The organism is Stenotrophomonas sp. (genome assembly GCF_059505245.1).
This window is the reverse complement of the sequence record NZ_JCACKF010000045.1, coordinates 97145-124001: the sequence shown is the minus strand read 5'-3', so window position 1 is coordinate 124001 and position 26857 is coordinate 97145. Positions and strand designations below refer to the sequence as shown.

The following is a 26857-nucleotide window of genomic DNA, read 5'->3' as shown; positions in this document are numbered from 1 at the left end:
GGAGCAACTGCAGCAGCCGAAGCAACAGCGGGCTTCCTGCGGGATGGCGGGGCACTGTGGGTTTGCGGGGCCGCCGTAAACCCATCCATGGGGGCTTGGTCGCCGCATCCATGCGGCTCACACCCCGCAAACCCACAGTGCCCCGCCTTCGACAGGTTCCGGCGGCTGTTGGTAGGTGTCGACCTTGGTCGACACGGTAGGTCCATGCCATGCGTGGATGAGATCTGCCAGGGATAGAAATCGAACTGGGGTCAGATCCGTTTTCCAGAGGAAAACGGATCTGACCCCCAATGCCCTCAAGAGCAGCCAGCCAAGCGCTTTCGCTTTTGCGCTTCCACTTCAATCGTCCGCGGAAACCGTCCGCCCCGACGCCCATGCCCGCAATGCCTCTACCTGCTCGGCCATCAGCACCGACAGCGGCCGCGTCGCACGGATCTCGTTCATCAGCAGCTCGGTATCCAACGGCCGGCCTTCGGCGTGCGCCGCATACAGCCCGGCCACGATCGCCTGCTCGATCTCGGCGCCGGAGAAGCCATTGGCCGCGGCCGCCAGCGCCGGCAGCGCGAAGTCGTCGCCGTTGAGCTGGCGTCGCCCCAGGTGCAGCCGCAGCAGCTCCACACGCACCTCAGGCGTGGGCAGGTCGACGAAGAAGATCTCGTCAAAGCGGCCCTTGCGCAGCAGTTCGGCCGGCAACTCGTGTACCTGGTTGGCGGTGGCGACGATGAAGACCGGCGCCTTGCGTTCGGCCATCCAGGTCAGCAGGTAGCCGAGCACGCGGCGCGATACGCCACCGTCCTCGCCACCGCTGGCCAGGCCCTTCTCGATCTCGTCCATCCACAACACGCAGGGTGCCAGCTGCTCGGCCGAGGCCAGCGCCTGGCGCAGGTTGGCCTCGGTCTCGCCGTGGTACTTGTTGTACAGCGCGCCCACGTCCAGGCGCAGCAGCGGTACGCCGAAGCCGGCGGCGGTGGCCTTGGCCAGCATCGATTTGCCGCAGCCCTGCACGCCCAGCAGCAACATGCCGCGCGGCGGATCCAGGCCGGCCGGTGCCGAGCCGGCGATGAAGGCCACCCGGCGCTGGCTGATCCAGCGCTTGAGCCGGTTGGCACCGGCCACGTCGCCGAAGCGCGCGCTGTCATGCTCGAAGAACAGGTGGCCGCTGCGGTTGAGCAGCTCGAACTTCAGCCGTGCCAGCTGCGGCAGGTCGTCGTCGCGCAGCGCGCCATCGGCGTAGATCAGCTGGCGGGCGATGCGGCGGGCATCGACCAGGCTCAGGCCCTGCAGGTTCTTCAGGATCTTCTTCACCGCCTCGCTGTCGACCTCGACACGGCGGCCGCCGTGTTCGCGCGCATAGGCGTCGGCCTCCTCGCGCAGCATCTTCAGCAGGGCGTTGGCATCGGGCAGGCGCGGGTTGAAGCGCACCGCCAGGGCCTCCAGCTCGGCCGGCAGCTCGACCTTGGCGCCGATCAGCACCAGCACATGCGGCTCGCTATGGCGGCGCTGGATCAGGTCGCGCAGCGCGCGCTGGTGGCTGGCATACCCCAGGTAGGGGTGGAAATCGAGCAGCAGGTAGACACCCCGCTGATCGGCTTGGCGGATCATCTGCAGGGCGGCGCTGGCATCGGGCGGGCCGACCGGCGGGTCCTCGCGGTCCAGGTCGATGCGACGCAGGCCCTCGGTGATGGACCAGCGGTGCAGGGCCCGCCACACGTGCATCAGCGTCTGCCGGAACAGCTCGACGATGCGGGCCTCATCCTGGGTCTCGATCACGATCAGGGGGGTATTGGCGCGGATCAGTGCGCTCAGGTCCTGCAGTTCGCTCATGCCGGTTCGATCCTTCGGGGGCGCCACGATAGCAAAGGCGATGGCCACTGGTTCAGCACGGTGCTACCTCCCGTCACCACCGCCGGTGTACGCTCGGGGCACGTACCCGGAAGCGAGGCTGGCATGAAGACGATCCTGGTGGCCGGTTCCAAGGGCGGGGTGGGCAAGACCACCGTCGCCACCCACCTGGCCGCGTACGCGGCATTGCAGGGCAAGGCCACGGTGATCGCCGATGCCGACCCGCAGGGCTCCAGCACCCGCTGGGCACAACGGCGGGCAGGGCTGGAAAGCGCGGTGCTCCCCATCGATGTGTATCGGAAGAAGCAGTGGGCGCAGAAGCTGCCCGACGGTACCGATACCGTCATCATCGATGCACCGGCCGGTGCGCTGGCCGACGATATCCCCCATTTCCTGGACGCGGCCGACGCCGTGGTGGTGCCGGTGCTGCCCTCGGCGCTGGATATCGAAGCCATCGTCGGCTTCCTCAACAGCCTGGCCCAGAACCCGCGCGTGCACAGCCGCAAGCTGCCGGTGGGGCTGGTCCTCAACCGCACCAAACCCTGGACCCAGACTTCGCAGCAGGCGCTGCAGATGCTGGCCGAATGGCCATACCCGGTGGTCGCGCAGCTGCGTGACAGCCAGAGCTACGTGGTCATGACCGGCCTGGGCCGCAGCCTGTTCGACTATCGCTCCGCCCAGGTGCGCGAACACCAGGCCGACTGGGAGCCGCTGCTGTCCTGGCTCAAGCTTTGATGCCTGCCTCACTTCTCCTGCTGCATCCTCTTCTCCATGGAAACCCGCGATGCGTGAACTGATCCTGCTGCGCCATGCCCATGCCGAACCCGCCGTTTCCGGCCAGGCCGACCTCGACCGGCCGCTGTCGCCGGTGGGGCTCGCCGAGGCCGAAGCCGCCGGCAAGTGGTTGAAGGAAAACAACCTGCTGCCCGACTGCGTGCTGTGCTCGCCGTCGCGACGTACCCGCGAGACCCTGGAAGCGGTGATGACGGCCATCGGCTATGTCGAAAAGCGCCTGGAAGACCGGATCTACGAAGCCACCCCGGGCACCCTGGCGGCGCTGGTGGACGAGCGTCGTGACCTGGACCGGGTGCTGATCGTCGGCCACAACCCGGGCCTGGAGCAGCTGGTGGCCCTGATGACCGACGGCACCAGCAGTGACTATCGCGGCATGCCGCCGGGCGGCGTGGCCGTGCTTGGCTTCCCGCGCGAGGCCTCGATCGAACCCGGCGTGGCCAGCCTGAACGCGTTCTGGTGGCCGTGATCCGATGAGCCTGGCGCGGCGCAGCCGCTTCCTGCTGCCCGCGTTGCTGGCGCTCGGCCCGGCCTGGGCCGCGGCGCCCCCACCGACCCCGTTGCCGCCCGTGTCCGCCGAGGCGCCACGGGTATTGCGCCTGGATACCCAGCGCTCGCGGATCGGCTTCGAGGTGCGCACCCGATTCGGCCAGCGCATCGAAGGCGTGTTCCCGCACTTCGAGGGGCGTATCGAGATCCTGTCCGACGGCCGTCACCAGGTGCACCTGAAGATGTTCACCCGCTCGGTGGAGATCCCCGGCAAGGCGCGCTATACCGGCTGGATGCGCGGCGAGGAGTTCTTCGATGCCGGGCGCCATCCGGTGGTCGAGTTCGACTCGCTGCCCTACTGGCCGGAGACTGTGGAGCAGGGCGGCGCCATCAACGGCAGGCTGACCCTGCGCGGCATCAGCCACCCCGAGTCATTGCAGGTCGAGAAGGCGGAGTGCGCCCGACCCGGCTATGATTGCGACGTCGTCAGCCGCGGTACCGTGCAGCGAGGCCGGTATGGAATGGACAGCTGGCAGCTAGCCTTGAGTGACCGAGTGACCTTCGTATTGCGTGCGCGCCTGAGCGAGGCGCCGAAACCGTGAACCTCCTGCTGCGCGTCCTGGCGCTGGCAACCGTGTTGCTGGGCAGCGGTTGTGCATCGCTCTCGCATGCCGAGCGTGACCGTGCCGAAGCGATTGCCGTGCAGGCGCGCTCGACCGACGTCGACTGCCAGCGCGCCGACCGCTGCGCGCAGGACTCGCCGTTGCGTGCGCTGGCGGGCCGGGCGTTCACCGAATCCACCCCGGAACAGCCACGCCACTACGCCACCCTGCTCGACGAGGGCGAGGGCGCCCTGGTCGCGCGCCTGAACCTGCTGCGCAGCGCCACCCGCAGCATCGACCTGCAGACCTACATCTTCGACAAGGACGACAGTGCCCGGCTGGTCATCGACGAGCTGCTGGCCGCGTCGCGGCGCGGGGTGAAGGTGCGGGTGCTGATCGACCAGCTCTCGGCAATCTCCGACCTGCAGATCCTCGGCGCCCTGTCCGGCGCGCACCAGAACTTCCAGCTGCGGGTCTACAACCCGACCTTCGGCAAGGCCCGGCTGAACTACTTCGACTATGCCGGCAGCGTGCTGTGCTGCTTCCGCCGCTTCAACCAGCGCATGCACAACAAGCTGCTGGTGATCGACGATGCGATCGGCGTGGTTGGCGGCCGCAACTACCAGGACGACTATTACGACTGGGACCGCGAGTACAACTTCCGCGACCGCGACGTGCTGATCGCCGGCCCGGAGGCGCGGGCGATGGCGGCCAACTTCGATGCCTTCTGGCGCGCCAGGCGCAGCGTGCCGGCCGAGCGCCTGAACGATGTCGGCCGCACCCTGCTGCGCGAGGGCGTGCCGACCCTGCCGCCGGCCAGCTTCCGCCGCCCCGAGCGGGTGGAGCGGGTCAGTGCCGAAGCCAATGACATGGACTTCGTCAGCCGTTCCTTCGTCGATACCGCGTTGCCGGTGGCCTCGGTGCGCTATGTCGCCGACCTGCCGCGCAAGCACCGGCGCGAGAAGGCCGATGCGCCGCTGGCCGGGCAGCACGTGACCGAGCCGCAGCTGGATGCGCTGATCGCCGGCGCGCAGAAGGAAGTGATCCTGCAGACGCCGTACCTGGTGCTGTCCAAACCGGCGCAGAAGCTGTTCCGCGAGCTGCGCAAGCGACCGCAGCCGCCGCGCGTGGTGGTGTCCAGCAACAGCCTGGCGGCGACCGACAACCCGATCGTCTATGCGCTGTCGTACAAGTACAAGCGGCGCAACATGCGCGAACTGGGCTTCAACATCTTCGAATACAAGCCGTTCCCGCTGGATGCACCGGTCGATTACCGCAACCTGCTGCCCGACCCGATCGCCGCGCCGGAAGGCGACGACGACGGCGGGCGCAACCCGCTGATCGGCGGCAGTGCTGCCGGCAGCAATGCCGGCGACCGTCGCGATCGCGATGAGCACCCGGCACCCGCCGGCAAGCAGGGGCCGGTGAACCATCCGCGCACCGGCAGTGCCTACCAGAACGCGCGCGAGCGCCGCCGTGCGGCCGGCAGCGAGGTCGAGACCCGCCTGCTGCGCACCGAGACCCGGCCCTCGTTCCTGGGCAGCAAGGCGGTCAACAAGCCGTTGCCGGTCACCCGCAAGGGCGCGCGCATGGGCCTGCATGCCAAGTCGCTGGTGGTCGATCGCCGCATCGGCGTGGTCGGCACCCACAACTTCGATCCGCGCAGCGAGAACTACAACACCGAAGGCGCGGTGATCATTGACGACCCGGCCTTCGCCGAGCAGCTGGCCGAAAGCATCCTGCGCGACACCCACCCGCAGAACTCGTGGACGGTGGCGCCGCGGGCAAAGCCGCCGGTGCTGTCCGGGCTCAACTACAGCGTCGGCAAGGCCTCCGAAGCACTGCCGATCCTCGACTTCTGGCCGTGGCGCTATGCCACCGACTACGAGTTCAAGCCCGGCCCGGACTGCCCGCAGCCGTTGCCCCGGCAGGACCCGGGCTTCCACCGCTGCTATGTCGCCGTGGGTGATTTCCCCGAGGTCAATGTCGGCCCGAAGTGGCTGCTGGTACGCATGCTGACCGCATTCGGCGCCGGCCTCGTTCCCATCCTCTGAAGGTGCCCGCATGACCCAGGTGTTCCGCGAAGCCGTTTCCCTCGAGCAGCTCAACACGCTCAGCCGCAACACCGCGATCGCGTCGCTGGGCATCGTCTTCAGCGCGGCCGGTGACGACTGGCTGCAGGCCACCATGCCGGTGGACGAGCGCACCCGCCAGCCCTACGGCATCCTGCATGGCGGCGCGTCGGTGGTGCTGGCCGAGACCCTGGGCAGCAGCGCCGGCAACCTGTGCGTGGATACGGCCAAGCAGATCTGCGTGGGGCTGGAAATCAACGCCAACCACGTGCGTGCGGTGCGTTCGGGCACGGTCACCGGCACCGCCCGCGCGCTGCACGTGGGCCGCAGCACCCAGCTGTGGGAGATCCGCATCGAGGACGAGCAGGGCCGGTTGGTGTGCATCTCGCGGCTGACCCTGGCGGTGGTGGCGGCCGGCCACGGCTGAGCCCCGGACGGGCGGTGACGGCAGCGGAACCCAGCGTTCCCTGCCGATTGCCCCGGTCGATGGGTGTTATGGCCTAAATCGGCTGGCAGCGATGACGGCCCTCCGGTATCGTGCGCGGATGACTTCCCCCACTCCGGCCCCCCGCGGCGGCGTGGCGCGTGTGTGCCGTTACCTGTACCGCGTACCGCTGCTGTTGGTCCACATCATCGTGTTCCTGCCGCTCATCCTGATCGGCATGCTTCGGCCGTGGGGCGAACTGCGCGTGGGCGAGGCGACCCTGGGGGCCAAAGTGGTCAACTGGTGGCAGGGGGGGCTGATGTGGATCTTCGGCTTCCGCCTGGTGCAGATCGGCAGGCCGCTGCCCGGCGCCGTGCTGTTCGTCGCCAACCACGTCAGCTGGGTCGACATCTGCATCCTGCACAGCCAGCGCATGATGGGCTTCGTCGCCAAGCGCGAGATCGCCAGCTGGCCGCTGGTCGGGTGGCTGGCCGCGCGCGGGCAGACCATCTTCCACCAGCGCGGCAACACCGAATCGCTCGGTGGCGTGATGCAGGTGATGGCCGATCGCCTGCGCGAAGGCAAGGCAGTGGGCGTGTTCCCCGAAGGGCGTACCCGCGGTGGCCACGAAGTGGGCCCGTTCCATGCACGCATCTTCCAGGCGGCGGTTGAGACCGGCGTGCCGGTGCAGCCGGTGGCTCTGGTGTACGGGCTCAAGGGCGACGCGCAGACCATTGTCGCGTTCGGCCCCGGCGAGAGTTTCTTCGCCAATTTCCTGCGCCTGCTCGGTGAGCCGGCGCGGCGTGCGGAAGTGCATTTCCTGGCACCGATCGGTGCGCAGGACCTGGAAGGCCGTCGGCGCATCGCGGAGACGTCGCGCGCGCGCATCGTGGCGGCCATGAGCACGCAGTGAGGGTGCGGTGGCCCTGATCCCGCCACCCGTCCTGGACGCCGGCACGCCGACGCTGCACGCGGCTGACTACCAGCCACCGCGCTGGCTGCGCAATCCGCACCTGCAGTCGATGCTCAGCTCCAGCCGCATGCGCCTGCAGCGCGGCCTGCTGCTGCTGGCCGCGACCGGCGCGATCAGCGAAGAACTGATCCTCGACGGCGGCGACGGCGTGCGCCTGCAGGGCTGGCACAGCCATGTCGAAGGCCGCGAACCCAAGGGCATGGCCCTGCTGCTGCACGGCTGGGAAGGCAGTGCCGAATCCAGCTACATGCGCATGGCGGCCGCGCGCATGCTCGAACAGGGCTTCGACGTGGTGCGGCTGAATTTCCGCGACCACGGCAATACCCATCACCTCAACCCCGGCATCTTCCACTCCAACCTGATCGACGAAGTGGTGCATGCCGCAGGCGATATCGCCCAGCGCTGGCCGCAGCTGCCGCTGGTGGCCGCCGGCTACTCGCTGGGCGGCAACTTCGTGCTGCGCCTGGCCCTGCGTGCGCCGGCGGCCGGCGTGCCGCTGCTGCGCGTCGCCTCGGTATGCCCGGTGCTGGACCCGGCGCTGACCATGGAGAGCATCGAGAACGGCCCGGCAATGTACGACTGGTACTTCCGCCGCAAGTGGGCCGGTTCGTTGCGGCGCAAGCGCGACCTGTTCCCCGAACTGAGCGACTGCGACGACCGCGTGCTGAAGCTGGACATCCGCGCGTTGACCGCCTGGCTGGTCGAGCGCCACACCAGTTTCGGCTCGTTGCAGGCCTATTTCGACGGCTACTCGATTGCCGGCGACCGCCTGTCCTCGCTGCAGGTGCCGGCCGACATCCTGATGGCGCAGGACGACCCGGTGATCCCGTACGCGACCTTCAGCGACTGGCAGCTGCCGCGCCAGGCGCACCTGGAAACCGCCTGCTGGGGCGGCCACTGTGGCTTCCTGGAAAACTGGCGCGGTGACGGCTTCTCCGAGCGCTGGGTGGCGCAGCGCCTGCAGCGCGTGCTGCAAGGCTGAACCGGCACGGGCGCGCAGGCCGCTACAATGCGGGTTTGCCCTTGAACCGGACCGCCATGCAAGACCAGATCATCCAAGCGTTGCGCCAGAACGAGGCCGACCAGGCCGTGCAGCTGGCCCAGGCGTGGACCCGTGATGAACCCGGCCAGGCCGAGGCCCACCGCTGGCTGGCGCTTGCGCTGCAGCAGCAGGGCAAGGCCGAGGACGCGATGGAGGCCCTGCAGCAGGCGCTGCAGCTGGCCCCGGACAATGCCCAGCTGCACCTGCAGCACGCCGGCCTGCTGCTGGCCCTGCGCCAGTTCGACGGCGCTGGCGAAGCACTGACGCGCACCACCGGGCTGGACCCGAACGCCTTCGCTGCCTACCTGATGCAGGCCCACCTGGCGATCGGCCGCAACGATTTCGATGAAGCGCAGCGCCTGTCCACCCTGGCCTCGCGTGTCGAACCGGACCACCCGGAACTGCTGACCATCGACGGCATGATCGCGCTGCGCCGCGATGATGCCGATCGCGCGCTGACGCTGCTGTCGGCTGCCAACCAGGCCCAGCCCAACGACATTCGCGTGCTCTACGCACTGGGCTTCGCCTACCTGGGCAAGAACATGCTGGCCTTCGCCGAGCAGGCGTTCCGCCGCGTGCTGGAACTGAACCCGACCATCGCCTCGCTGCATGGCCTGGTGGTGCAGCTGGCCATGCGCCAGGGCAACCTGGACGCTGCCGCCGAAGCGATGCAGATCGCGCTGCAGCAGCAGGGCCTGGATACGCCCTCGATGCGCCGCCTGGCCGGCGAACTGGCACTGCGCGGCGGCCAGCCGCTGCAGGCGCTGGAGCACCTGCTGCCGTTGCTGGAATCGCTGCCTGACGACCGCGACGTACTGCAGTTGCTGCTGATGTCCTGGCAGCGCCTGGGCCGCGAAGACGAGGCCCGCGCACGCCTGGATGCCGCCCTGGAGCAGCACCCGCAGCTGCACGACCTGTGGCTGGCACGCCTGGCGGTGGAAGAGGTCGGCAGTGCCACCGCCGCCGCCACGGTCGAGCGCTGGATGGACGCGATGCCGGGCCACCTGCCGGCGCTGGAAGCGCGCCTGCGCCTGCACGACATGGTGGGCGAACACGCCCAGGCCGAAGCGATCGCCGAGCGCATCGTCAACCTCGAACCGGGCCGCGTCAGCGGCGAAACCCGCCTGGTCGAAGGCCTGCTACAGCGCGATCCGGCCGCCGCGGTCGCCCGCGTGCAGGCGCTGATCGACATGGCACCGGAAGGCCACCGCGCCGACCTGCGCACCTGGCTGGGTGAGATCCAGGATCGCGCCGGGCAGCACGAAGACGCGCTGCAGACCTGGCTGGCACTGCAGGCCGACCAGGCACCGCAGCGCCTGCCGCTGCCGCCGCAGGCCAAGGCGCCGCCGAGCTGGCCGGACAAGGGCGAGATCGACGGTGATGCCACTTCCGCGCCGATCTTCCTGTGGGGCGCGCCGGGTTCGGGCGTGGAGCGCGTGGCGACCGGCCTGGCCGCCGCCAGCCCGGTGCTGCGCAGCGACCGCTATACCTCCAACGCACCCGACGACGCGTTCCAGAACTACCACACGCTGCAGGACCTTGCCTCGGGCGTGCTGACCCCGGAGCGGCTGGTGCAGCGCTGGCGCGAACAGCTGCCGTCGCGCGGCGTGCAGGACGACGCGATCATCGACTGGCTGCTGTGGTGGGACAACGCGCTGCTGTGGGCGCTGCGCCCGCAGCTGCCGCAGGGCCGCCTGCTGGTGGTGCTGCGCGATCCGCGCGACATGCTGCTGGACTGGGTGGCCTACGGTGCCGCCGCACCGCTGGCAATGACCTCGCTGGCCGAAGCCAGCGAATGGCTGGCGCGCGCGCTGGCCCAGGTCGCCGCCCTGCACGAGGACGATCTGTACCCGCAGGTGCTGCTGCGCATCGACCAGATCGGCAACGATCCGCAGGCGATGGCCGAACTGCTGGGCCGCCTGTTCGAGCGGCCGATGCCGCCAGCCGCGCAACTGGGTGCGCCGCGCTTCCCGCCGGGCCACTGGCGCAACTACCGCGACGTGATGAGCGCCGCCTTCGCCAAGCTCACCCCGATCGCGGTGCGCCTGGGTTATCCGGAAGAGTGAGGACACGCCGATGCAACTGAGCAGCCACAGCCTGACCAACGGTGCACCGATCGACCGCGAATTCGCCGCCGGCGATGCCGCGGGCTTCGCACCGGACCGCAATCCGCACCTGGCCTGGAGCGATGTGCCGGAGGGCACCCGTTCGTTCCTGCTGGTGTGTGTCGATCCGGACGTGCCGACCGTGCCGGAGACGGTCGGCCGCACCGACATGAGCGTGCCGCGCGACCAGCCGCGCTGTGATTTCGTGCATTGGGTAATGGCCGACATTCCGGCCTCGGTGCGCGAGATCGCCGCAGGCAGCTGCAGCGACGGCTTCGTGGTGAAGGGCAAGTCCAAACCGGCCGGCCCGGCCGGCAGCCGCCAGGGCCTGAACGACTTCACCGGCTGGTTCGCAGGCAATCCGGACATGGCCGGTGACTACCTGGGCTATGACGGCCCGTACCCGCCGTTCAACGACGAACGCCTGCACCATTACTTCTTCCGCGTGTTCGCGCTGGACGTGGCATCGCTGCAGCTGCCGGCACGCTTCACCGCCGCCGACGCCTACCGCGCCATGCACGGCCACGTGCTCGCCGAAGCGGCACTGCACGGCACCTACACGTTGAACCCGGCGCTGGGCTGAGAGCCCTTGTAGGGCCGGGGCATGCCCGGCTTTGCTTGCTGCAGAGTCGAGCCATGCTCGACTTTGCCTTGTAGAGCCGAGCCCATGCTCGGCTGCTTCTGCTACGCAATGGACCTGCAGTAAACAGCAAACCCTGCCAGGAACGCATCCGCTTCGGCGCGATGCACTTCCGACTGAAGCACCTCGAAGATCTCCTCCGGTTCCAGGCCCAGCACCGGTACACGCAGGAACAGCGTTGTACTGAACGCGGCACTGACCGTGGACAGCACCGCGCGAAGTGCCTGCAGCATGTCCTCGCCACGATGGGACGCATGCACTAACGCAATGGGCCGACCGACGATCTGGTCGCCGGATACGAGCCAGTCGATCGCATTCTTCAATCCGCCGGGAATGCCACGCACGTATTCAGGGCTGCACACCAGCACACCGTCGCTGCGGGCGATGGCCGCCTTGAAGCGCGTCACGCTGCAGGGTTCATCGGTGCCTTCCAGATCGGGGGAGAACACCGGAAGTTCGCCGACCCCGGCGTAGACCTCGATCTCCATGCCGGGCGGCGCGATGGCTTTCAGGGCCACCAGCAGAGCGGTGTTGGTCGACTGCCGGCGCGCGCTGCCGGATATGGCGAGAATCTTCATCGTGGCAAGGCTGGCACGTGGGGCTGCGTCGACGCTACAGAACGTAGAAGGGCGACCTCGTGGCTGCCCTTCTGTTTATTTACTTCTTCTCGATGGCCGACTCGACCACCATGTCCAGCACGTACGCCTGCGACGGCGCATCGGCCGGCGGGTTCTTCACTTCGTAGCGCTTCACGCGCACCACGTTGCGCACGCCGTCTTCGTGGGTGTAGCCCTCGATGGTGCCGTAGAAGTTCTCGAACTTGCCCGGCTCACCCTGCTTCAGGCCCTTGTCGTCGAACTTCACTTCGCGCACCTGCAGGCACTGGTAGTCCGGGATCAGCGGGTGCGAGCACTTCTGCGTCTTGGCGGCCACTTCCAGGAACACGGTTTCGCCGGCGCCGCCGTAGCGGGTTTCAGCGGTCGGCTCCGGGTTGAACACCAGCACGTCGCCCTTGGCGTTGGTCAGCGTCAGCTTGCCATCGGCATCCTGCTCGGCCTTCAGCTCGCCCTGCAGGCGGCTCGACACGGCTTCGTCCAGCGCCATCAGCGCCTTGTCGGTGCAGGCCATCATGGTCGAGGCCATCGCGCTGACCGTCAGCTTGCCGTCGGCCAGGGTGTAGCCGCCGCCCATGCGGTTGCAGGTGTTGCTGACCGACAGTCGGCCATCTGCGAAGTCCAGGGTGACCGGCTTGTCTTCGCGGGCGAACAGCGCGTCGATGCGCTTGCCGTCGGCGCCGGTGGCCTGCTGCAGCAGCCAGTGCTGGCTCTGCAGGCGCTGCGCATCCAGGTGCGCCAGCGTCTGCTGGTCTGCTGCCTTGGCCGCGGCCGGGGCCACGTCGTCGCCGCCGGTGCCGGCCGGGGCCGGGGTCTGGCTGCAGGCGGCCATCAGGGCCAGCGGGAGGAGCAGGGTGAGCTTGCGGTTCATGGTGATTCTCCTTGGGGAACCGTGGGGGAAACGGGGTGGGGCCGGCAACGGGGTTACCGTACCCCGGCGCTGTTCAGCTGCCGGAGGGCAACCACAGCAGCAGCGCCGCGCCCAGTGCGATGCGGTAGATCGCGAAGGCGGTGAACCTGTGCGACTTGATGTAGCCCATCAGCCACTTCACTACGACGAAGCCGGTGATGGCCGCGGCAAGGAAGGCCACGCCCACGTCGGCCCAGTCCTCGCTGCCCAGCTGCCCGGCCTTGGCCATTTCCAGGAAGGTGTAGGCGCTGGCGGCGAACATGGTGGGAATGCCGACCAGGAACACGAACTCGGCGGCGGCGGCGCGGCGGCTCAGGCCCAGCAGCATGGCCAGGAAGATCGCCGAGGCCGAGCGCGAGGTGCCGGGGAACACGCCGGCCACGACCTGTGCCAGGCCCACGCCGATCGCCACCGTCCAGGTCACCTGGTCGCGGTCGGGCAGGCGCGCGGTGTAGGCCTCCACCAGCAGCATCCAGACACCACCGATGATCAATGCCCAGGCCACCGGGCTGACCGTCTCCGGCAGCGACCAGCCGGCCTTGCGCACCACCAGGCCGACCACGGCGGTGACCAGGAAGGCGGCGCCCAGCTTGAACACGTACTCACGGTTCTCGCGCTGGTTGAAGCCGGTGGCCAGCTGCAGCAGGCGCTGGCGGAACACCAGCACCACGGCCACGATCGCGCCGGCCTGGATGACGATGTTGAAGAAGTCCGAGCGGGCACCCAGCCAGTGCTGGGCGATGAGCAGGTGGCCGGTGCTGGAGATCGGCAGGAATTCGGTCAAGCCTTCGAGGATGCCCAGCAGCAGGGCGGAGAGCAGGTCGGACATGGACGGTGCGTGACGCGCGGCGGAAGGAAGAAGGTCGAGAGGATAGACGATCCCTGCCGCACCAAACGGGTGCGTCTGGTGGCAGGTGCACCCGTTTGGTGCGCACCGTTCTGCACCGCCACGGAGCGCCCTTTTTGAAATCAATGACTTGCGGCCAGCGAAAAGTTGGCACGGTCGTTGCTGTACCTCAGCAGGCATTCATCCCCATCCGAGGTCGTACCGATGTCCGTGGAAAACGTTGAGAAGCTGATCAAGGACAACCAGATCGAGTTCGTCGATCTGCGTTTCGTGGATATGCGTGGCGTCGAGCAGCACGTCACCTTCCCGGTCAGCATTGTCGAACCGTCGCTGTTCGAAGAAGGCAAGATGTTCGACGGCAGCTCGATCGCCGGCTGGAAGGGCATCAACGAATCGGACATGGTCCTGCTGCCCGACACCACCAGCGCCTACGTCGACCCGTTCTACGCAGATCCGACCATCGTGATCAGCTGCGACATCCTCGATCCGGCCACCATGCAGCCGTACGGCCGCTGCCCGCGCGGCATCGCCAAGCGCGCCGAGGCCTACCTGAAGTCCTCCGGCATCGCCGAAACCGCGTTCTTCGGCCCGGAGCCGGAGTTCTTCATCTTCGACTCGGTCCGTTTCGCCAATGAAATGGGCAACACCTTCTTCAAGGTCGATTCCGAAGAAGCCGCCTGGAACAGCGGCGCCAAGTACGACGGCGCCAACAGCGGCTACCGCCCGGGCGTGAAGGGCGGCTACTTCCCCGTGCCGCCGACCGACACCCTGCACGACCTGCGCGCCGAGATGTGCAAGACCCTGGAACAGGTCGGCATCGAAGTGGAAGTGCAGCACCACGAAGTGGCCACCGCCGGCCAGTGCGAGATCGGCACCAAGTTCAGCACCCTGGTGCAGAAGGCCGATGAACTGCTGCGCATGAAGTACGTGATCAAGAACGTCGCGCACCGCAACGGCAAGACCGTTACCTTCATGCCCAAGCCGATCGTGGGCGACAACGGCAGCGGCATGCACGTGCACCAGTCGCTGTCCAAGGGCGGCACCAACCTGTTCTCCGGTGACGGCTACGGTGGCCTGAGCCAGCTGGCGCTGTGGTACATCGGCGGCATCTTCAAGCACGCCAAGGCCATCAATGCCTTCGCCAACTCGGGCACCAACAGCTACAAGCGCCTGGTGCCGGGCTTCGAGGCGCCGGTGATGCTGGCCTACTCGGCCCGCAACCGTTCGGCGTCGTGCCGCATTCCGTGGGTGTCCAACCCGAAGGCGCGCCGCATCGAAATGCGCTTCCCGGACCCGATCCAGTCCGGCTACCTGACCTTCACCGCACTGATGATGGCCGGCCTGGACGGCATCAAGAACCAGATCGACCCGGGTGCACCGAGCGACAAGGACCTGTACGACCTGCCGCCGGAGGAAGAGAAGCTGATCCCGCAGGTCTGCTCCTCGCTGGACCAGGCGCTGGAAGCGCTGGACAAGGACCGCGAGTTCCTGAAGGCCGGCGGCGTGATGAGCGATGACTTCATCGACGGCTACATCGCGCTGAAGATGCAGGAAGTGACCAAGTTCCGCGCGGCCACCCACCCGCTGGAATACCAGCTGTACTACGCCAGCTGACCGGATGCGATGGCGGTGGGTTCCCCCTCCCACCCGCCGCCATCGCTTCCGTTTTCGCGGCTGGGGAGCCGCGGTCAGATCGGGGTCGGATCCCGTTCGTTTACGAATGGGCGCTGATCCCTATCCAGGGGCAAGAGAGAGACCGGATACGCGACCAGGGCCGCCCTCCCTCCCGCGTCGGTCGTGCAAGGAGAGAGGCACGGCCGTCCCGGCCCTGTACGTGTCCGGTGCAACAGCCACGGTCATCATCCTGATGACCCGTGGTTGCCTGATGCCAACGCGCGCTGGCGCGCTGGCCCCATCCACCCTCGGGACATGCGCATGAAACTGATCTCCGCCATCATCCGACCGTTCAAGCTCGACGAGGTCCGCGAGGCCCTGTCCGATGCAGGCGTGTCGGGCATCACCGTGACCGAAGTGAAAGGTTTCGGTCGCCAGAAGGGCCACACCGAGCTGTATCGCGGCGCCGAGTACGTCGTCGATTTCCTGCCCAAGATCAAGATCGAAACGGTGGTCACCGACGAGCGTGCCGACGCGGTGATCGAAGCGATCCAGTCGTCGGCAGGCACCGGCAAGATCGGTGACGGCAAGATTTTCGTCACCGCCGTCGAACAGGTCATCCGCATCCGCACCGGCGAAATCGGTGCCGACGCGCTGTAACCCCCTTCCGGAGATTCCCCCCATGAAGATGCGCCTTCTCACCGGGTGGCAAGCCCGGTTCCATCTGGTGTGCCTGTTGATGCTGCTCAGCGCACTGGCCGCCGGTGCCTGGCCGGGCAGCGCCCATGCCCAGGCCCAGGTATCGCCGTTGCCGAGCGAAAGCGTGGCGGTCGAGCCGCTGCACGATGCGGCCGCCACCGCCGCGGCGCCGGCCGTGGCCGAAGCGGCCGCCGCCTATGATCGTGGCGACGTCGCCTGGATGCTCACCTCGACCCTGCTGGTGCTGTTGATGGTGGTACCGGGCCTGGCCCTGTTCTACGGCGGCCTGGTGCGTTCGAAGAATGTGCTGTCGGTGCTCAGCCAGATCCTGGTGGTGTTCTCGCTGGTGCTGCTGCTGTGGGTGGCCTATGGCTACAGCGCGGTGTTCAGCGCCGGCAATCCGTTCTTCGGCTCGTTCACCGAATTCGCCTTCCTCAAGGGCTTCACCCCGGAGTCGGTGGGCAACACGCCGATCAAGGGCCTGCCGGACTATCTGTTCGTCGCGTTCCAGTCGACCTTTGCCGGCATCACCACCGCGCTGATCGTCGGTGCCTTCGCCGAGCGCATCAAGTTCCGCGCGGTGCTGCTGTTCTCGGCGCTGTGGTTCACCCTCAGCTACATCCCGATGGCACATATCGTCTGGGGTGGCGGCTACCTGGGTGAGCTGGGTGCCATCGACTTCGCCGGCGGTACCGTGGTCCACATCAACGCGGGCGTCGCCGGCCTGGTCGGCGCGTGGTTCGTCGGCAAGCGCCTGGGCTATGGCCAGACCGCGCTGAAGCCACACAATGTGCCGTTTACCTACATCGGCGCGATGCTGCTGTGGGTGGGCTGGTTCGGCTTCAACGCTGGCTCGGCAGCAGCGGCCGACACCGTGGCCTCGCTGGCCTTCCTCAACACCGTGCTGGCCACCGCTGCCGCCGTGCTTGGCTGGACGCTGGTGGAAGCGATCGGCAAGGGCAAGCCGTCGGCACTGGGCGCTGCGTCGGGTGCGGTGGCCGGGCTGGTCGGCATCACCCCGGCCTGTGGCACCGTCGGGCCGCTTGGCGCGATCGTGATCGGCTTCGTCGCTGGCGTGGTCTGCGTGTGGGGCGTGACCGGCCTGAAGCGCCTGCTGAAGGTGGACGACACCGCCGACGTGTTCGGTGTGCATGGTGTCGGCGGCATCGTCGGCGCGATCCTCACCGGCGTGTTCAGTGCGCAGTCGCTGGGCGGCACAAAGGCCGATCTGGATATCGCCCATCAGGTCTGGGTGCAGGTGGTCAGCGTCGGCCTGACCGTGGTGTGGTCGGCGGTGGTGACCGCGGTCATCCTGCTGGTGGTCAAGGTCGTGGTCGGCCTGCGCGTGACCGAAGAAGCAGAGCGCACCGGCCTGGATGTGACTTCGCACGGCGAGTCCGCCTACGAGGCCTGACGTGGCGGCGCACTGACGTGGTGGGTGCCGACCGTTGGTCGGCACTTCTACAGCTCTGGTGGGTGCCGAGCTTGCTCGGCACTGTTCCTGCTCTGGTGGGTGCCGACCGTTGGTCGGCACAGCGGGTAGCCCATCCACGCATGGCGTGGCTCTACCGTTCCTGCTCCAATGGCTGTCTGCAGGTGGGCGTGTACACGCCTCCAACGACCTCGATGGACTACAGAACGGAGTAGGCGTGATCCAGGCGACTTCCGCAGCAGTGATGGAAGACATCGAATGGTATGTCTACCTGCTGACCCTGGACGACTACAGTCCGCATGCGCTGGTGCGTAGTGTGGCCGGCGCAGGAGATCGAGAACACTGGAGCTTCGCTGTGGAGCTCACCTGTCGCTGCCTTTCCTCCGGTCTGTGGCGACTCTCCTACGGCCTGCCTCCGGAGCTGGGGCTTTCCAGCATCGATCGTCGATCCGAGCACCAGCAGTCTGATCAACATCACGGTGCCTGGAGCACGTGCATTGGATCCGGGCTTTGTGATCCGACAGGTGCTTCCGGATGGATTCGGTGGATTCTCAGTCTCAACCAGAGGCTGGGGTACGGGTTCGCGTCCAATGTTCAACTCGAATTGGTGGGCCAAGTGTGGAGTTCCAATACGCGCGATACTGGTGGCGAAGTTGGCAAGTTGCGGTGGCCTTGGAGTACTTTTCCCTCAAGGCAGAAATGCATGAGCTACCGGGGCTCTGATGGAAAGATGGTGGAGATCTGCCAGTGAGTGAGCGTGAGTTGGGGGCAAAGATTGTGTCTGTGATTGCCAGCTCCGTGCTTGGAGCGGCTCTATTCATAGGCATTCCGCTGAGTTCTCGGATAGGCAGCTTTTCGCAGGCTGCAATTTTCACATCGCTGGTTTGCGCCATAGCCGCTGTGTCGGGCCTCATCTTCGGTGTGCCCGGGGTTATGCTTGTGGACAAGTTTCTTCCGCGGTTCAAAGCTCGTTATGTTGTAGCTGCACCAATCTGTGCCTTGTTGGCGTGGCTCGCGTTCGAGGGTGCCTTCTCTCCTGGCGCTTGGATAAAGGTCTGGACCAGTCCTTCCTTTTGGTTTGGGTGGGCTCCCAGGCGCGCTGGCATCATGCTTTTCATCGGGTTGGCCGTGGGTGCCTTCTACATGTTGATCTGGCCGCGGATTGGACGAATGATGAAGGTCAACACGGCCTTGTGACTGAGGGCGATGGAATCGGGTGCCTGTGCGCAGCAAGGTGGCGGCGGCAAATAGCCAGGCATACAGCGGCGCGGGGAAGTAGGGGGCATCGATGAGTACAACCGTGCACTGAACGCAGTGACGACGGCGCTGGTGGGCGGTGTGGCGGGACAGGGCGCTGGCCAGGCCGCGTCCAATGCACTGGCGCCCTATGCCGCTCACTTCATCGGCAGCACGCTTGACCCGAACCACGGCAGCGACCCCAATGCGACTCTGCAACTGCTGTCGCATGCGGTGTTGGGTGCGCTGCTGGCGGAAGCCGATGGTGGCAGTGCGGGAACCGGAGCGGTGTCCGCGGCCGGCGGCGAGTTGGCCGCGAAGGTACTGACTAATACATTGACCGGCGGAGACCCCTCCAAGCTGAGCCCGGAGCAGAAAGAGATGGTGCTGGCGTTGTCGCAGGCAGTTGGCGCACTGGCGGGCGGGCTGTCGGAGCAAAAGAAGGTCACGAAATGAGTGCTAGTGATGTGAAAGATGCTGGAAGAATTTCCGTTCAGGCTGCATATGTATTGATGTGCGTGTTCCTTCAGAAGTATATGGAGAGGGGGGAGGGGCAGGACACTCTTGTTGATCTGTTATCTTCGGGAGGGTCATTTCTATGGGCGAATGGCTTGCCCAACGATCCGGCAATGTGGGATGACTGGTGTGATGCATTTGCAGAGGTTGTCACCGTGGGGAGTGCTCTTAATTCTGAATTTTGTAGCGCACAAATTAATTCGTCGGGCGAGTACTTGGCGTTGCTGGATGCGTTCTCGGTAATGATGGTATTCCTTGAGTCGATTTTTGACCGATCTGGTGAGGATCTTCCGCTGTTCGAAGTTGTTGTTCGCCTTATGTCGCCTCTAGGTGATTCCGGTTGTCTTGATGATTCCTCTGTCTGGGCTGGGTTCTGGGCGGTTGCTTGTTCAATGGAAGTTGGGGTTAAACGGCCGCCTCGATGAAGTTGCTCGGTTTGACGGTGTTGCCAGTCTGTATGTCACCGGTCGGAGCAGTGGTGACGCGCCAAGGTAGATTTCTTCGCAATGCGGGCGCGGAGGGATTGACCAGATCGGCCACTGGCGGGATCTGAGGGGCCGTTGATGAATCATTTTGTTCAAGTTGTTATGACGGTTGTTCCCTGGGTTCACGTGTCCACGGTGTTGGAATCGATTCGGCGGCATGGCTGGGTCCGTTTCGAGGATTGAAGGTAGGTGATGAGGAACTTGGGCGTTTGGCTATTCGAATTGGAGTTTGAGATTTGGGCATGAGGTGGGGGCGTTATTGAGTTTTTTGCATGACAGCTCCCCAGTTCTCCAGCGATCCGGACGAAGCGAAGAACCACGGCTGCAGTCATGGTTACAATCCGTCCATGATCAGCCCCCGCCTTCTGGCTTCCACACTGCTGGCCCTGGCCCTTTCGGCCTGCACCGCCACCGCGCCTGTGCAGCACAACCCGCTCGCCACCTGGGTCCCATCACCCAACCAGAACGCGCGCACCCCGGTCATCATCGTCATCCACCACACCGAGCAGAAATCGGTGCAGCAGAGCCTGCATACGTTGCGCACGGCCAACAGCGGTGGGCCGGTCAGTGCGCACTACCTGATCGGCGCCGATGGCCATCGTTACCAGCTGGTGGCTGATGAGCGCCGTGCCTGGCACGCCGGCGCCGGGCGCTGGGGCACCATCACCGATCTCAATTCGGCTTCGATCGGTATCGAGCTCGACAACGATGGCCGCAGCCCGTTCAGTGCGGCACAGATCGAATCGCTGATCGTGCTGCTGCGCGATCTCACCACGCGCCTGAACATCCCGCCGCGCCAGGTGATCGGCCATGCCGACCTGGCGCCGACGCGCAAGCAGGATCCGAGCCGCTTCTTCCCATGGCAGCAGTTGGCCGAGGCCGGCTTCGGCGTGTGGCCGCGCGCCGCCGACGGCGCGGCACCGGAAGGATTCGACGCGTGGAATGCGCTGGCCCGCTTCGGCTATCCGCTCGACAACCGCGACGCCACCGTCGCTGCGTTCCACCGCCGCTTCCGTGGCCGCGACGACCTGCCGAAGACGCTGGATGCCGAAGACGCGCGCATCCTGCACTCGCTGCTGCTGCAGACGCCGTGACCCCGCGCATGAACGCTCGGCCTCGCGCTGGGTTGCCGCCCAGCGGCCGGCCCGCCACCATGGCGGCATGATCGATTCCGCCACCTTCTTCAAGCGCAAGCACTGGACCCTGTTGGCAGCGGCGGTGCTCGCCGGTTGCGCCACCACGGCTCCGCGCACGGGTTCCGAAGCGCCCACGCCGACCTCGCCGCCGGCGGCCACCTACGCCAAGGTCGGCTGGAAAGCCCTGCCAGCGGTCTCGGACAGCGATCTGCAGGCCGGCTTCGTGGCTTGGCGCAGCAGCTGCGCCCGCCTGAAAAACGACGCTGTCTGGGCCAAGCCCTGCGCCACCGCCGCAGCGGTGTCAGACAAGGACCCGGCCGCGATCCGCCAGTTCCTGCAGCGCGACCTCGATGCCTATGCGCTGCGTGCCGGTGGCCATCAGGCCGACGGACTGATCACCGGCTACTACGAGCCGATCTACCCCGGCAGCCTGACCCGCACCGACAAGGCGACGGTGCCGGTCTACGGCACGCCGGATGATCTGGTGGTGGTGCAGCTGGACAGCCTCTACCCGGAACTGAAGGGCAAGCGCCTGCGCGGGCGCGTCGAAGGCAAGGTGCTCAAGCCCTATGACGACGCCGGCACCATCGCGGCCAAGGGCGCCAAGGCGCCGGTGCTGGCCTGGCTGACCGATCCGATGGACCTGCAGTTGCTGCAGATCCAGGGGTCCGGCCGCGTGCGTCTGGCCGATGGCAAGCAGGTACGGCTGGCCTATGCGGAACAGAACGGCCACCCCTACCGTGCCATCGGTCGTTGGCTGGTGGACCAGGGCCAGCTGAAGAAGGAAGACGTCACCATGGACGCGATCCGCGCCTGGGCCCGGGCCAATCCCGCGCGCGTGCCGGAACTGCTGCGCAGCAATCCCAGCTACGTGTTCTTCGTGCGCAATCCGGACAGCCCGGAAGGCCCGCGCGGTTCACTGAACGTGCCGCTCACTGCGGGCTACAGCGTGGCGGTGGACCGTACCGTGGTGCCGCTGGGCAGCCTGCTGTGGCTGTCGACCACGCGCCCCGATGGCACGCCCGTGGTACGCCCGGTGGCTGCGCAGGACACCGGCGGCGCCATCGCCGGCGAAGTGCGCGCCGACCTGTACTGGGGCAGTGGCGATGCCGCCGGCAAGCTGGCCGGCGACATGAAGCAGAAGGGCAACATCTGGATGCTGTGGCCGAAGGGCGTGCCCCTGCCGAACTGAACCAGCAGGGGGCGGATCCCTTTCCAAAGGAAAGGGCTCTGGCCCCGGATGCCTGATAATGGCGCCATTCCGAACTTTCCGGCCGCGCCTGCGGCCAGGACCCCTGCAATGACCTACGCAAAGCACAACGCAAAACCCGGCGCGAAATCCGCCGCAAAGAAGTACTACAAGCACTGGGCCGAATCGGGCCTGGGCAAGGGCAACGTGCTGATGGAAGCGCGCGGCGACAAGATCGTGCGGCAGGTGGAAATCTACGGCACCAAGATGGTCTGGGCCGACGAGCACGCCCACAGCGATGACCGTTTCCTGCTGGCCGACCAGCCGGTGTCGTTCCTGGATTTCGACGAGGACGACGAAATCTCCGCGCGTGAATTCGAAGCCGCCTGGAAGAAGGCACGGGAAGCCACCGGCTACCCGGTGTAATCCCCCCGGCTCCCGCCCTTGTAGCGCCGAGCCTTGCTCGACGCTGCAAAAAGCGGGCATGTGAAATGTTATATGATTACATTTCACCGTAACCGCCCCTTCCCATGAAGACTCCCACCCTTGTGGCCGCCCTGGCGGCCGCACCGTTCGCCCCTGAAGCTTTCGCACAGTCCGCCGATGCCGCGCTCACCCTCGGCAAGGTGCAGGTGCACCAGCACGGTGAAGGCCAGCTCAGTGCGCACCAGGTGCTGACTTCGGTGGACGTGCTGGGTGCAGACCAGATCGAAAACCGCAACGTTTCGCACAGCTGGGAACTGCTCGGGCAGATGCCCGGCATCCAGCTCACCGAAACCCGGCAGGGCGCCGAATCGGGCAAGATCAGCTTCCGCGCCTTCAACGGCGAGGGTTACCTCAATGCCATCAAGACGCTGATCGACGGCATCCCCAGCAACGTCAACAGCGGCAACCAGCGCTTCATCGACATGCTGTTCCCGCTGGACATCAGCTACATCGAAGTGGTGCGTGGTACCAACGATCCGCGCTATGGCCTGCACAACATCGGCGGCAACGTGAACTTCGGTACGCGCCAGGGCGGCAGCTACACCGATGCGCGCCTGGCCTACGGCAGCTACAACACCCGTGATGCGCAGCTGGCGATTGGCCGCGAAGCCAATGGCTTCGCGCAGAACTACTTTGTCGGCACCCAGGCCAGCGATGGTTATCGCGACCACGACACCTCCAGGAAGTACTCGCTGGGCGGCAAGTGGTTCTTCGGCACGCTGGACGAAGGGCTGCGCATGGGCCTGACCGCGCGCGCCTACCACCATGAGGCCGACGAACCGGGCTTCATGACCGCCGAGGAACTGCGCACGCACCGCCGTGGCAGCGAGCTGCGCAACGGCAACGACGGCGATGACCGCGACATGCGCCAGATCGCCGCGCACGTCGACCTGAAGCTGTCCGACGCACTCACCTTCGGCACGCGGCTCTACTACAACCGCTATGAAGACGACCGCCGCGTGACCTTCAGCGACCTGCCCACCGGCAACCTGCCGCGCCAGCGCCGCGTGTGGGATGAACGCCAGACTGGCCTGCTCAGCACGCTGACCTGGCAGGCCAGCTCCACGCTTACTGTCGAGGGCGGCCTGAACTACGAGCAGCAGGACAACGGCTATATCCGCGAGCGCTATGCCTACGCCGAACCGACCGATTACAGCCAGCCGCCGGCGCGCGTGCAGAACGACGACCGCCACAGCTTCGACAACTGGGGCGCCTACGTGCAGGCGATCTACCAGCCCGCCGAGGCGTGGAAGATCGTGCCGGCCTATCGTATCGATCGCTTCAGTGGCAGCACGCACCTGATGAACGGCATCACCGCCCGGCTGCAGGATTACGGCAGCATCGGCCAGCCCAAGCTGAGCATCATCCACAGCCTGGGCCAGACCACCCACGTCTACGCCAACTGGGGCCGCACCTTCCAGGTGCTGACCGGGTCCACCGCACCGGCCTACCTCACCCCGGGGCAGGCGCCGATGCAGCCGTCCACCAATACGGGCATGGAGCTGGGCCTGAAGTTCCAGCCGTTCCAGGGCGCCCAGGCGCGCCTGGCGGTGTGGCAGCAGGACGCGGAAAACGAGGTATCCAACATGCCTGCCACCGGCACCACGGTCACCCTGGGCAAGACCCGCCGGCGCGGCGTGGATGCGCAGTTGAGCCTGCAGCTGGGCGATGACTGGACGGTATGGGCGTCGCACGCCTACCAGGAAGCGAAGATCACCCGCGACGACCGCGATGCCGGCATTTCCCTGCACGGCCGCGAAGTGGCCGCCACCCCGCGCCACATCAGCAATCTGGGTGTGGACTACCGCGCCAGCGACGCGCTGCGCCTCGGCCTGCAGGCACGCGCGCAGGGCGACTACTACCTTGAGGAGCGCAACGTGGCCGGCAAGTTCGGTGGCTTCGCCGTGCTCGACCTCAGTGCTGCCTATCAGCTCACCCCGCGTTTCAGCGTGGACCTGCAACTGAAGAACGTCACCGGCCGCCAGTACGCCTACGCCTGGTACGACAGCTTCTTCTGGGACAGCGCCCGCCCGATGTTCTCGCCGGCGCCGGGCCGCAGCGTATTCGTCGGCCTCAACATGAAGCTGTAGCCGGCCACGCATCGGGTAGTGGTCGAGCTTGCTCGACCTGCAGCAGGGGTCAGATCCCTTTCCGCCAGGAAAGGGCTCTGACCCCGAACCCCGCGTTTTGCACTACATTGGTGCAATGTCCGACCCCGCACCCCCGCCGTCCCTTGATGCCCTGGGCACGCCGCTGGCCTGGGCCGGGGCCGATGGCTGCATTGCCGGCTGCAATCCGGCCTTCGCCCGCTGGCTGGGCGTCAGCGTCCGGCGCCTGCTGGGTCGGCCATTGGCCGCACTGGAAGTGCAGGGCGAGGCACTTGCCCATTTCCTGGCCCGCGATGAGCGCGACAGCCTGCGCCTGAACCGGCTGGCGCTGGCGGTGCCCGGCGAGGCGCCGCGCTTCGCCGAGGGCTGGATGAGCCGCCGCGACGATGGTGGCTGGCTGCTGGAGGCGCATCCAGTCGATGAATTCCCCGGGCTGGACCCAACCCAGGCGCTGCCCAGCGCGCTCAGCGCGGCGCTGAAGGGCCTGGCCCACGAGCTGCGCAACCCGCTGGCCGGGCTGAAGGGCGCGGCCCAGCTGCTGGCCCGCCGCGCGGCGCAGCGCGATGCCAGCGAACGTGAGCTGATCGAACTGATCGGCTCGGAGATCGAGCGCCTCAACGGCCTTCTCGACCAGCTGCTGTCGCCGGCCCCGGCTGCGCCGCATGCGGAACTGAACATCCATGCCGCGCTCGAGCGCGTGCTGCGCCTGGCCGAGAACGAGGCCGGCTGGGCGGTGCGCCTGCAGCGCGACTACGACCCCAGCATTCCCGAATTCCACGGCGACGCCGACCGCCTCACCCAGGCGGTGTGGAACCTGGTGCGCAACGCGATCCAGGCCGGCGCCGGCAGCATCACCCTGCGTACCCGCGTGGAGCATGGCGTGCGCATCGCCGAGCAGTTGCACACCTTGGCGCTGCGCCTGGAAATCGCCGACGACGGCCGTGGCGTGCCCGAGGAGCTGGCCGAACACCTGTTCCTGCCGCTGGTCAGTGGCCGTGCCGAAGGCACCGGGCTGGGCCTGGCACTGGCCCAGCAGGTCGCGCGCGAGCATCGCGGCACGCTCACCTACCGCTCGCGTCCGGGCCATACCGTGTTCACCCTGCTGTTGCCGATCGGCAACGGCGCCGCTCCTGCCGAGGAGGCCCCGCGCGATGTCTGAGTCCCCCACCACCGCACAGCGCATCTGGGTGGTCGACGACGATCGTGCGGTGCGCTTCGTGCTGTGCACCGCGCTGCGCGAGGCGGGGTACCAGGTCGTCGATTTCGACAGTGCCGCCCCGGCCCTGCAGGCCCTGAGCGAGGGCCCGCCGCCGGCGCTGCTGTTCACCGATGTGCGCATGCCCGGCGACGATGGCCTGGTGCTGCTGGACAAGCTCAAGGCCGCGTTGCCGCAGCTGCCGGTGGTGGTGATGTCGGCCTATACCGATGTCGCCAGCACCGCCGGTGCGTTCCGCGGCGGCGCGCATGAATTCCTGTCCAAGCCGTTCGACCTGGACGATGCCGTGGCGCTGGCGCAGCGGGTGCTGCCAGCGGTGGCGCCCGCGCTGGCCGCTCCCAGCCCCGCCGCCGAAACGCCCGGCGACCAGCCGCCGCAACTGGTGGGTGATACACCGCCGATGCGCGCGCTGTTCCGCGCCATCGGTCGCCTGGCGCAGGCACCGCTGGCGGTGCTGATCACCGGCGAGACCGGCACCGGCAAGGAGCTGGTGGCCAATGCGCTGCATCGCGAATCGCCGCGTGCGCAGCGCCCGTTCGTCGCGCTCAATACCGCCGCGATCCCTGCCGAACTGCTGGAAAGCGAGCTGTTCGGCCACGAAGCTGGCGCCTTCACCGGTGCGCAGCGCCGTCATGTCGGCCGCTTCGAGCAGGCCAACGGCGGCACGCTGTTCCTGGATGAGATCGGCGACATGCCGTTGCCGCTGCAGACCCGCCTGCTGCGTGTGCTGGCGCAGGGTGAGTTCTTCCGCGTCGGTGGCCGCGAGCTGATCCGCGTCGATGTGCGCGTGGTGGCCGCCACCCACCAGGATCTGGAAGGCCTGGTCGCGCAGGGCAAGTTCCGCGCCGATCTGCTGCATCGCCTGGACGTGGTGCGCCTGCAGTTGCCGCCGCTGCGCGAGCGCCGCGAGGACATCGCGCAACTGGCCAGCACGTTCCTGGCCGCCGCCGCACGCAGGCTGGATACGCCGCCGAAGCGCCTCACCGCCGCGGCCCTGCAGGCGCTGCGCGAACACGACTGGCCGGGCAACGTGCGCGAACTGGAGAACGTGTGCTGGCGGATGGCCGCGCTGGCCGCCGCCGACACCATCGGCGTGGCCGATGTCGATACCGCGCTGAACCGCGCGCGCGGCCGCCGCAACAGCGCCAGCGCAGCCGATCCGGGCCAATGGGAAGCGCTGCTGGCCGAATGGGCGCGCCGTCAGCTGGCCGAAGGCGTAGAAGGGCTGCACGCGCAGGTGCGCGAGCGGGTCGACCATGCCCTGCTGGAGGCAGCGCTGCAGATCACCCACGGTCGCCGCGCCGAAGCCGCTGCCCGCCTCGGCCTCGGCCGCAATACCCTTACCCGCAAGCTGGGCGCCGGGCGCCGTCGCGGGGGCCATTGAACGG

Annotated in this window: 25 protein-coding genes; 21 read left to right on the top strand and 4 right to left on the bottom strand. The window is 67.1% G+C overall.

Going from position 1 to position 26857, the window contains the following annotated elements; translation table 11 throughout:
- Window positions 1-339: 339 nt before the first annotated feature.
- Window positions 340-1824, bottom strand: a complete 1485-nt coding sequence (locus AC5JLE_RS18210) for an AAA family ATPase (RefSeq protein ID WP_014645482.1) — start codon at window positions 1822-1824, stop codon at window positions 340-342.
- Window positions 1825-1947: 123 nt separating this feature from the next.
- Here AC5JLE_RS18210 and AC5JLE_RS18205 point away from each other — a divergent pair, with 123 nt between their 5' ends.
- The 9 genes from AC5JLE_RS18205 to AC5JLE_RS18165 all read left to right on the top strand — a co-directional run bounded on the left by AC5JLE_RS18205 (window position 1948) and on the right by AC5JLE_RS18165 (window position 10924).
- Window positions 1948-2577 (top strand): nucleotide-binding protein, encoded by a 630-nt coding sequence (locus tag AC5JLE_RS18205; RefSeq protein ID WP_005420986.1) that lies wholly within the window; start codon window positions 1948-1950, stop codon window positions 2575-2577.
- A 49-nt stretch (window positions 2578-2626) separates the two neighbouring features.
- Entirely contained in the window at window positions 2627-3103 is a 477-nt protein-coding gene (locus tag AC5JLE_RS18200; RefSeq protein ID WP_014035499.1) for a SixA phosphatase family protein, read from the top strand.
- A 4-nt stretch (window positions 3104-3107) separates the two neighbouring features.
- Window positions 3108-3725 carry a YceI family protein gene (locus AC5JLE_RS18195; protein ID WP_014645483.1) on the top strand — a complete coding sequence of 206 codons (618 nt, stop codon included), beginning with the start codon at window positions 3108-3110 and terminating at the stop codon, window positions 3723-3725.
- Complete coding sequence (locus tag AC5JLE_RS18190; RefSeq protein ID WP_197556768.1) at window positions 3722-5779, top strand: phospholipase D family protein; 2058 nt, start codon at window positions 3722-3724, stop codon at window positions 5777-5779. The genes AC5JLE_RS18195 and AC5JLE_RS18190 overlap by 4 nt, the downstream gene beginning before the upstream one ends.
- 10 nt (window positions 5780-5789) lie before the next feature.
- Window positions 5790-6224, top strand: coding sequence for a hotdog fold thioesterase (locus AC5JLE_RS18185; RefSeq protein WP_014035502.1), 435 nt, complete (start codon window positions 5790-5792; stop codon window positions 6222-6224).
- A 118-nt stretch (window positions 6225-6342) separates the two neighbouring features.
- Window positions 6343-7134 (top strand): lysophospholipid acyltransferase family protein, encoded by a 792-nt coding sequence (locus tag AC5JLE_RS18180; protein WP_032961622.1) that lies wholly within the window; start codon window positions 6343-6345, stop codon window positions 7132-7134.
- Window positions 7135-7186: 52 nt separating this feature from the next.
- The gene (locus AC5JLE_RS18175) at window positions 7187-8176 is read left to right on the top strand and encodes a YheT family hydrolase (protein ID WP_049408361.1); all 990 of its coding nucleotides are present in this window, start codon (window positions 7187-7189) and stop codon (window positions 8174-8176) included.
- A 56-nt stretch (window positions 8177-8232) separates the two neighbouring features.
- Complete coding sequence (locus AC5JLE_RS18170) at window positions 8233-10302, top strand: tetratricopeptide repeat protein (protein WP_053495707.1); 2070 nt, start codon at window positions 8233-8235, stop codon at window positions 10300-10302.
- 10 nt (window positions 10303-10312) lie between these two features.
- Window positions 10313-10924, top strand: coding sequence for a YbhB/YbcL family Raf kinase inhibitor-like protein (locus AC5JLE_RS18165; RefSeq protein WP_032961630.1), 612 nt, complete (start codon window positions 10313-10315; stop codon window positions 10922-10924).
- 101 nt (window positions 10925-11025) lie between these two features.
- Here the strand turns inward: AC5JLE_RS18165 and AC5JLE_RS18160 are convergent, their stop codons facing one another.
- From AC5JLE_RS18160 to AC5JLE_RS18150, 3 genes are all read right to left on the bottom strand, one after another.
- Entirely contained in the window at window positions 11026-11559 is a 534-nt protein-coding gene (locus AC5JLE_RS18160; RefSeq protein ID WP_014645488.1) for an NADPH-dependent FMN reductase, read from the bottom strand.
- Window positions 11560-11638: 79 nt separating this feature from the next.
- Complete coding sequence (locus tag AC5JLE_RS18155) at window positions 11639-12466, bottom strand: META and DUF4377 domain-containing protein (protein ID WP_049420290.1); 828 nt, start codon at window positions 12464-12466, stop codon at window positions 11639-11641.
- A 73-nt stretch (window positions 12467-12539) separates the two neighbouring features.
- Window positions 12540-13334, bottom strand: coding sequence for an undecaprenyl-diphosphate phosphatase (locus AC5JLE_RS18150; RefSeq protein ID WP_014645490.1), 795 nt, complete (start codon window positions 13332-13334; stop codon window positions 12540-12542).
- Between the two features lie 222 nt (window positions 13335-13556).
- On the opposite strand from AC5JLE_RS18150, the gene glnA reads away from it, so the two are divergent.
- The 12 genes from glnA to ntrC all read left to right on the top strand — a co-directional run bounded on the left by glnA (window position 13557) and on the right by ntrC (window position 26853).
- The gene (glnA, locus tag AC5JLE_RS18145; protein ID WP_014645491.1) at window positions 13557-14966 is read left to right on the top strand and encodes a type I glutamate--ammonia ligase; all 1410 of its coding nucleotides are present in this window, start codon (window positions 13557-13559) and stop codon (window positions 14964-14966) included.
- A gap of 321 nt (window positions 14967-15287) precedes the next feature.
- Complete coding sequence (locus tag AC5JLE_RS18140) at window positions 15288-15626, top strand: P-II family nitrogen regulator (RefSeq protein WP_004134334.1); 339 nt, start codon at window positions 15288-15290, stop codon at window positions 15624-15626.
- Between the two features lie 22 nt (window positions 15627-15648).
- Entirely contained in the window at window positions 15649-17079 is a 1431-nt protein-coding gene (gene amt / locus AC5JLE_RS18135; protein WP_053495709.1) for an ammonium transporter, read from the top strand.
- Between the two features lie 235 nt (window positions 17080-17314).
- Window positions 17315-17848, top strand: coding sequence for a hypothetical protein (locus tag AC5JLE_RS18130; protein WP_141098637.1), 534 nt, complete (start codon window positions 17315-17317; stop codon window positions 17846-17848).
- A gap of 563 nt (window positions 17849-18411) precedes the next feature.
- The gene (locus AC5JLE_RS18125; RefSeq protein WP_032959340.1) at window positions 18412-18789 is read left to right on the top strand and encodes a VENN motif pre-toxin domain-containing protein; all 378 of its coding nucleotides are present in this window, start codon (window positions 18412-18414) and stop codon (window positions 18787-18789) included.
- Window positions 18786-19274 carry a hypothetical protein gene (locus AC5JLE_RS18120; protein WP_197561620.1) on the top strand — a complete coding sequence of 163 codons (489 nt, stop codon included), beginning with the start codon at window positions 18786-18788 and terminating at the stop codon, window positions 19272-19274. The genes AC5JLE_RS18125 and AC5JLE_RS18120 overlap by 4 nt, the downstream gene beginning before the upstream one ends.
- Before the next feature lie 407 nt (window positions 19275-19681).
- On the top strand, window positions 19682-20428 hold the full coding sequence (locus AC5JLE_RS18115) for an N-acetylmuramoyl-L-alanine amidase (protein WP_032959392.1): 747 nt from the start codon (window positions 19682-19684) through the stop codon (window positions 20426-20428).
- Between the two features lie 67 nt (window positions 20429-20495).
- Window positions 20496-21662 (top strand): murein transglycosylase A, encoded by a 1167-nt coding sequence (gene mltA / locus AC5JLE_RS18110; protein ID WP_164109089.1) that lies wholly within the window; start codon window positions 20496-20498, stop codon window positions 21660-21662.
- Between the two features lie 108 nt (window positions 21663-21770).
- On the top strand, window positions 21771-22085 hold the full coding sequence (locus AC5JLE_RS18105; protein ID WP_005411860.1) for a hypothetical protein: 315 nt from the start codon (window positions 21771-21773) through the stop codon (window positions 22083-22085).
- Between the two features lie 104 nt (window positions 22086-22189).
- A complete protein-coding gene (locus tag AC5JLE_RS18100; RefSeq protein ID WP_241884642.1) occupies window positions 22190-24235 on the top strand; it encodes a TonB-dependent receptor in 2046 nt (681 codons plus the stop codon).
- Window positions 24236-24350: 115 nt separating this feature from the next.
- Window positions 24351-25412, top strand: a complete 1062-nt coding sequence (locus AC5JLE_RS18095) for a two-component system sensor histidine kinase NtrB (protein WP_032959394.1) — start codon at window positions 24351-24353, stop codon at window positions 25410-25412.
- Window positions 25405-26853 carry a nitrogen regulation protein NR(I) gene (gene ntrC / locus AC5JLE_RS18090; protein WP_197556764.1) on the top strand — a complete coding sequence of 483 codons (1449 nt, stop codon included), beginning with the start codon at window positions 25405-25407 and terminating at the stop codon, window positions 26851-26853. The genes AC5JLE_RS18095 and ntrC overlap by 8 nt, the downstream gene beginning before the upstream one ends.
- Window positions 26854-26857: the final 4 nt, after the last annotated feature.

What these genes read in the sequence shown, in the direction of transcription:
- AC5JLE_RS18105 (WP_005411860.1), top strand. Translation starts at nt 21,771, where the DNA reads ATGACCTACGCAAAGCACAACGCAAAACCCGGCGCGAAATCCGCCGCA.
- AC5JLE_RS18155 (WP_049420290.1), bottom strand. Translation starts at nt 12,466, where the DNA reads ATGAACCGCAAGCTCACCCTGCTCCTCCCGCTGGCCCTGATGGCCGCC.
- AC5JLE_RS18150 (WP_014645490.1), bottom strand. Translation starts at nt 13,334, where the DNA reads ATGTCCGACCTGCTCTCCGCCCTGCTGCTGGGCATCCTCGAAGGCTTG.
- mltA (WP_164109089.1), top strand. Translation starts at nt 20,496, where the DNA reads ATGATCGATTCCGCCACCTTCTTCAAGCGCAAGCACTGGACCCTGTTG.
- AC5JLE_RS18165 (WP_032961630.1), top strand. Translation starts at nt 10,313, where the DNA reads ATGCAACTGAGCAGCCACAGCCTGACCAACGGTGCACCGATCGACCGC.
- AC5JLE_RS18185 (WP_014035502.1), top strand. Translation starts at nt 5,790, where the DNA reads ATGACCCAGGTGTTCCGCGAAGCCGTTTCCCTCGAGCAGCTCAACACG.
- AC5JLE_RS18195 (WP_014645483.1), top strand. Translation starts at nt 3,108, where the DNA reads ATGAGCCTGGCGCGGCGCAGCCGCTTCCTGCTGCCCGCGTTGCTGGCG.
- AC5JLE_RS18140 (WP_004134334.1), top strand. Translation starts at nt 15,288, where the DNA reads ATGAAACTGATCTCCGCCATCATCCGACCGTTCAAGCTCGACGAGGTC.
- AC5JLE_RS18100 (WP_241884642.1), top strand. Translation starts at nt 22,190, where the DNA reads ATGAAGACTCCCACCCTTGTGGCCGCCCTGGCGGCCGCACCGTTCGCC.
- AC5JLE_RS18115 (WP_032959392.1), top strand. Translation starts at nt 19,682, where the DNA reads ATGATCAGCCCCCGCCTTCTGGCTTCCACACTGCTGGCCCTGGCCCTT.
- AC5JLE_RS18200 (WP_014035499.1), top strand. Translation starts at nt 2,627, where the DNA reads ATGCGTGAACTGATCCTGCTGCGCCATGCCCATGCCGAACCCGCCGTT.
- AC5JLE_RS18160 (WP_014645488.1), bottom strand. Translation starts at nt 11,559, where the DNA reads ATGAAGATTCTCGCCATATCCGGCAGCGCGCGCCGGCAGTCGACCAAC.
- AC5JLE_RS18180 (WP_032961622.1), top strand. Translation starts at nt 6,343, where the DNA reads ATGACTTCCCCCACTCCGGCCCCCCGCGGCGGCGTGGCGCGTGTGTGC.
- AC5JLE_RS18205 (WP_005420986.1), top strand. Translation starts at nt 1,948, where the DNA reads ATGAAGACGATCCTGGTGGCCGGTTCCAAGGGCGGGGTGGGCAAGACC.
- AC5JLE_RS18210 (WP_014645482.1), bottom strand. Translation starts at nt 1,824, where the DNA reads ATGAGCGAACTGCAGGACCTGAGCGCACTGATCCGCGCCAATACCCCC.
- ntrC (WP_197556764.1), top strand. Translation starts at nt 25,405, where the DNA reads ATGTCTGAGTCCCCCACCACCGCACAGCGCATCTGGGTGGTCGACGAC.
- amt (WP_053495709.1), top strand. Translation starts at nt 15,649, where the DNA reads ATGAAGATGCGCCTTCTCACCGGGTGGCAAGCCCGGTTCCATCTGGTG.
- AC5JLE_RS18170 (WP_053495707.1), top strand. Translation starts at nt 8,233, where the DNA reads ATGCAAGACCAGATCATCCAAGCGTTGCGCCAGAACGAGGCCGACCAG.
- AC5JLE_RS18120 (WP_197561620.1), top strand. Translation starts at nt 18,786, where the DNA reads ATGAGTGCTAGTGATGTGAAAGATGCTGGAAGAATTTCCGTTCAGGCT.
- AC5JLE_RS18095 (WP_032959394.1), top strand. Translation starts at nt 24,351, where the DNA reads ATGTCCGACCCCGCACCCCCGCCGTCCCTTGATGCCCTGGGCACGCCG.
- glnA (WP_014645491.1), top strand. Translation starts at nt 13,557, where the DNA reads ATGTCCGTGGAAAACGTTGAGAAGCTGATCAAGGACAACCAGATCGAG.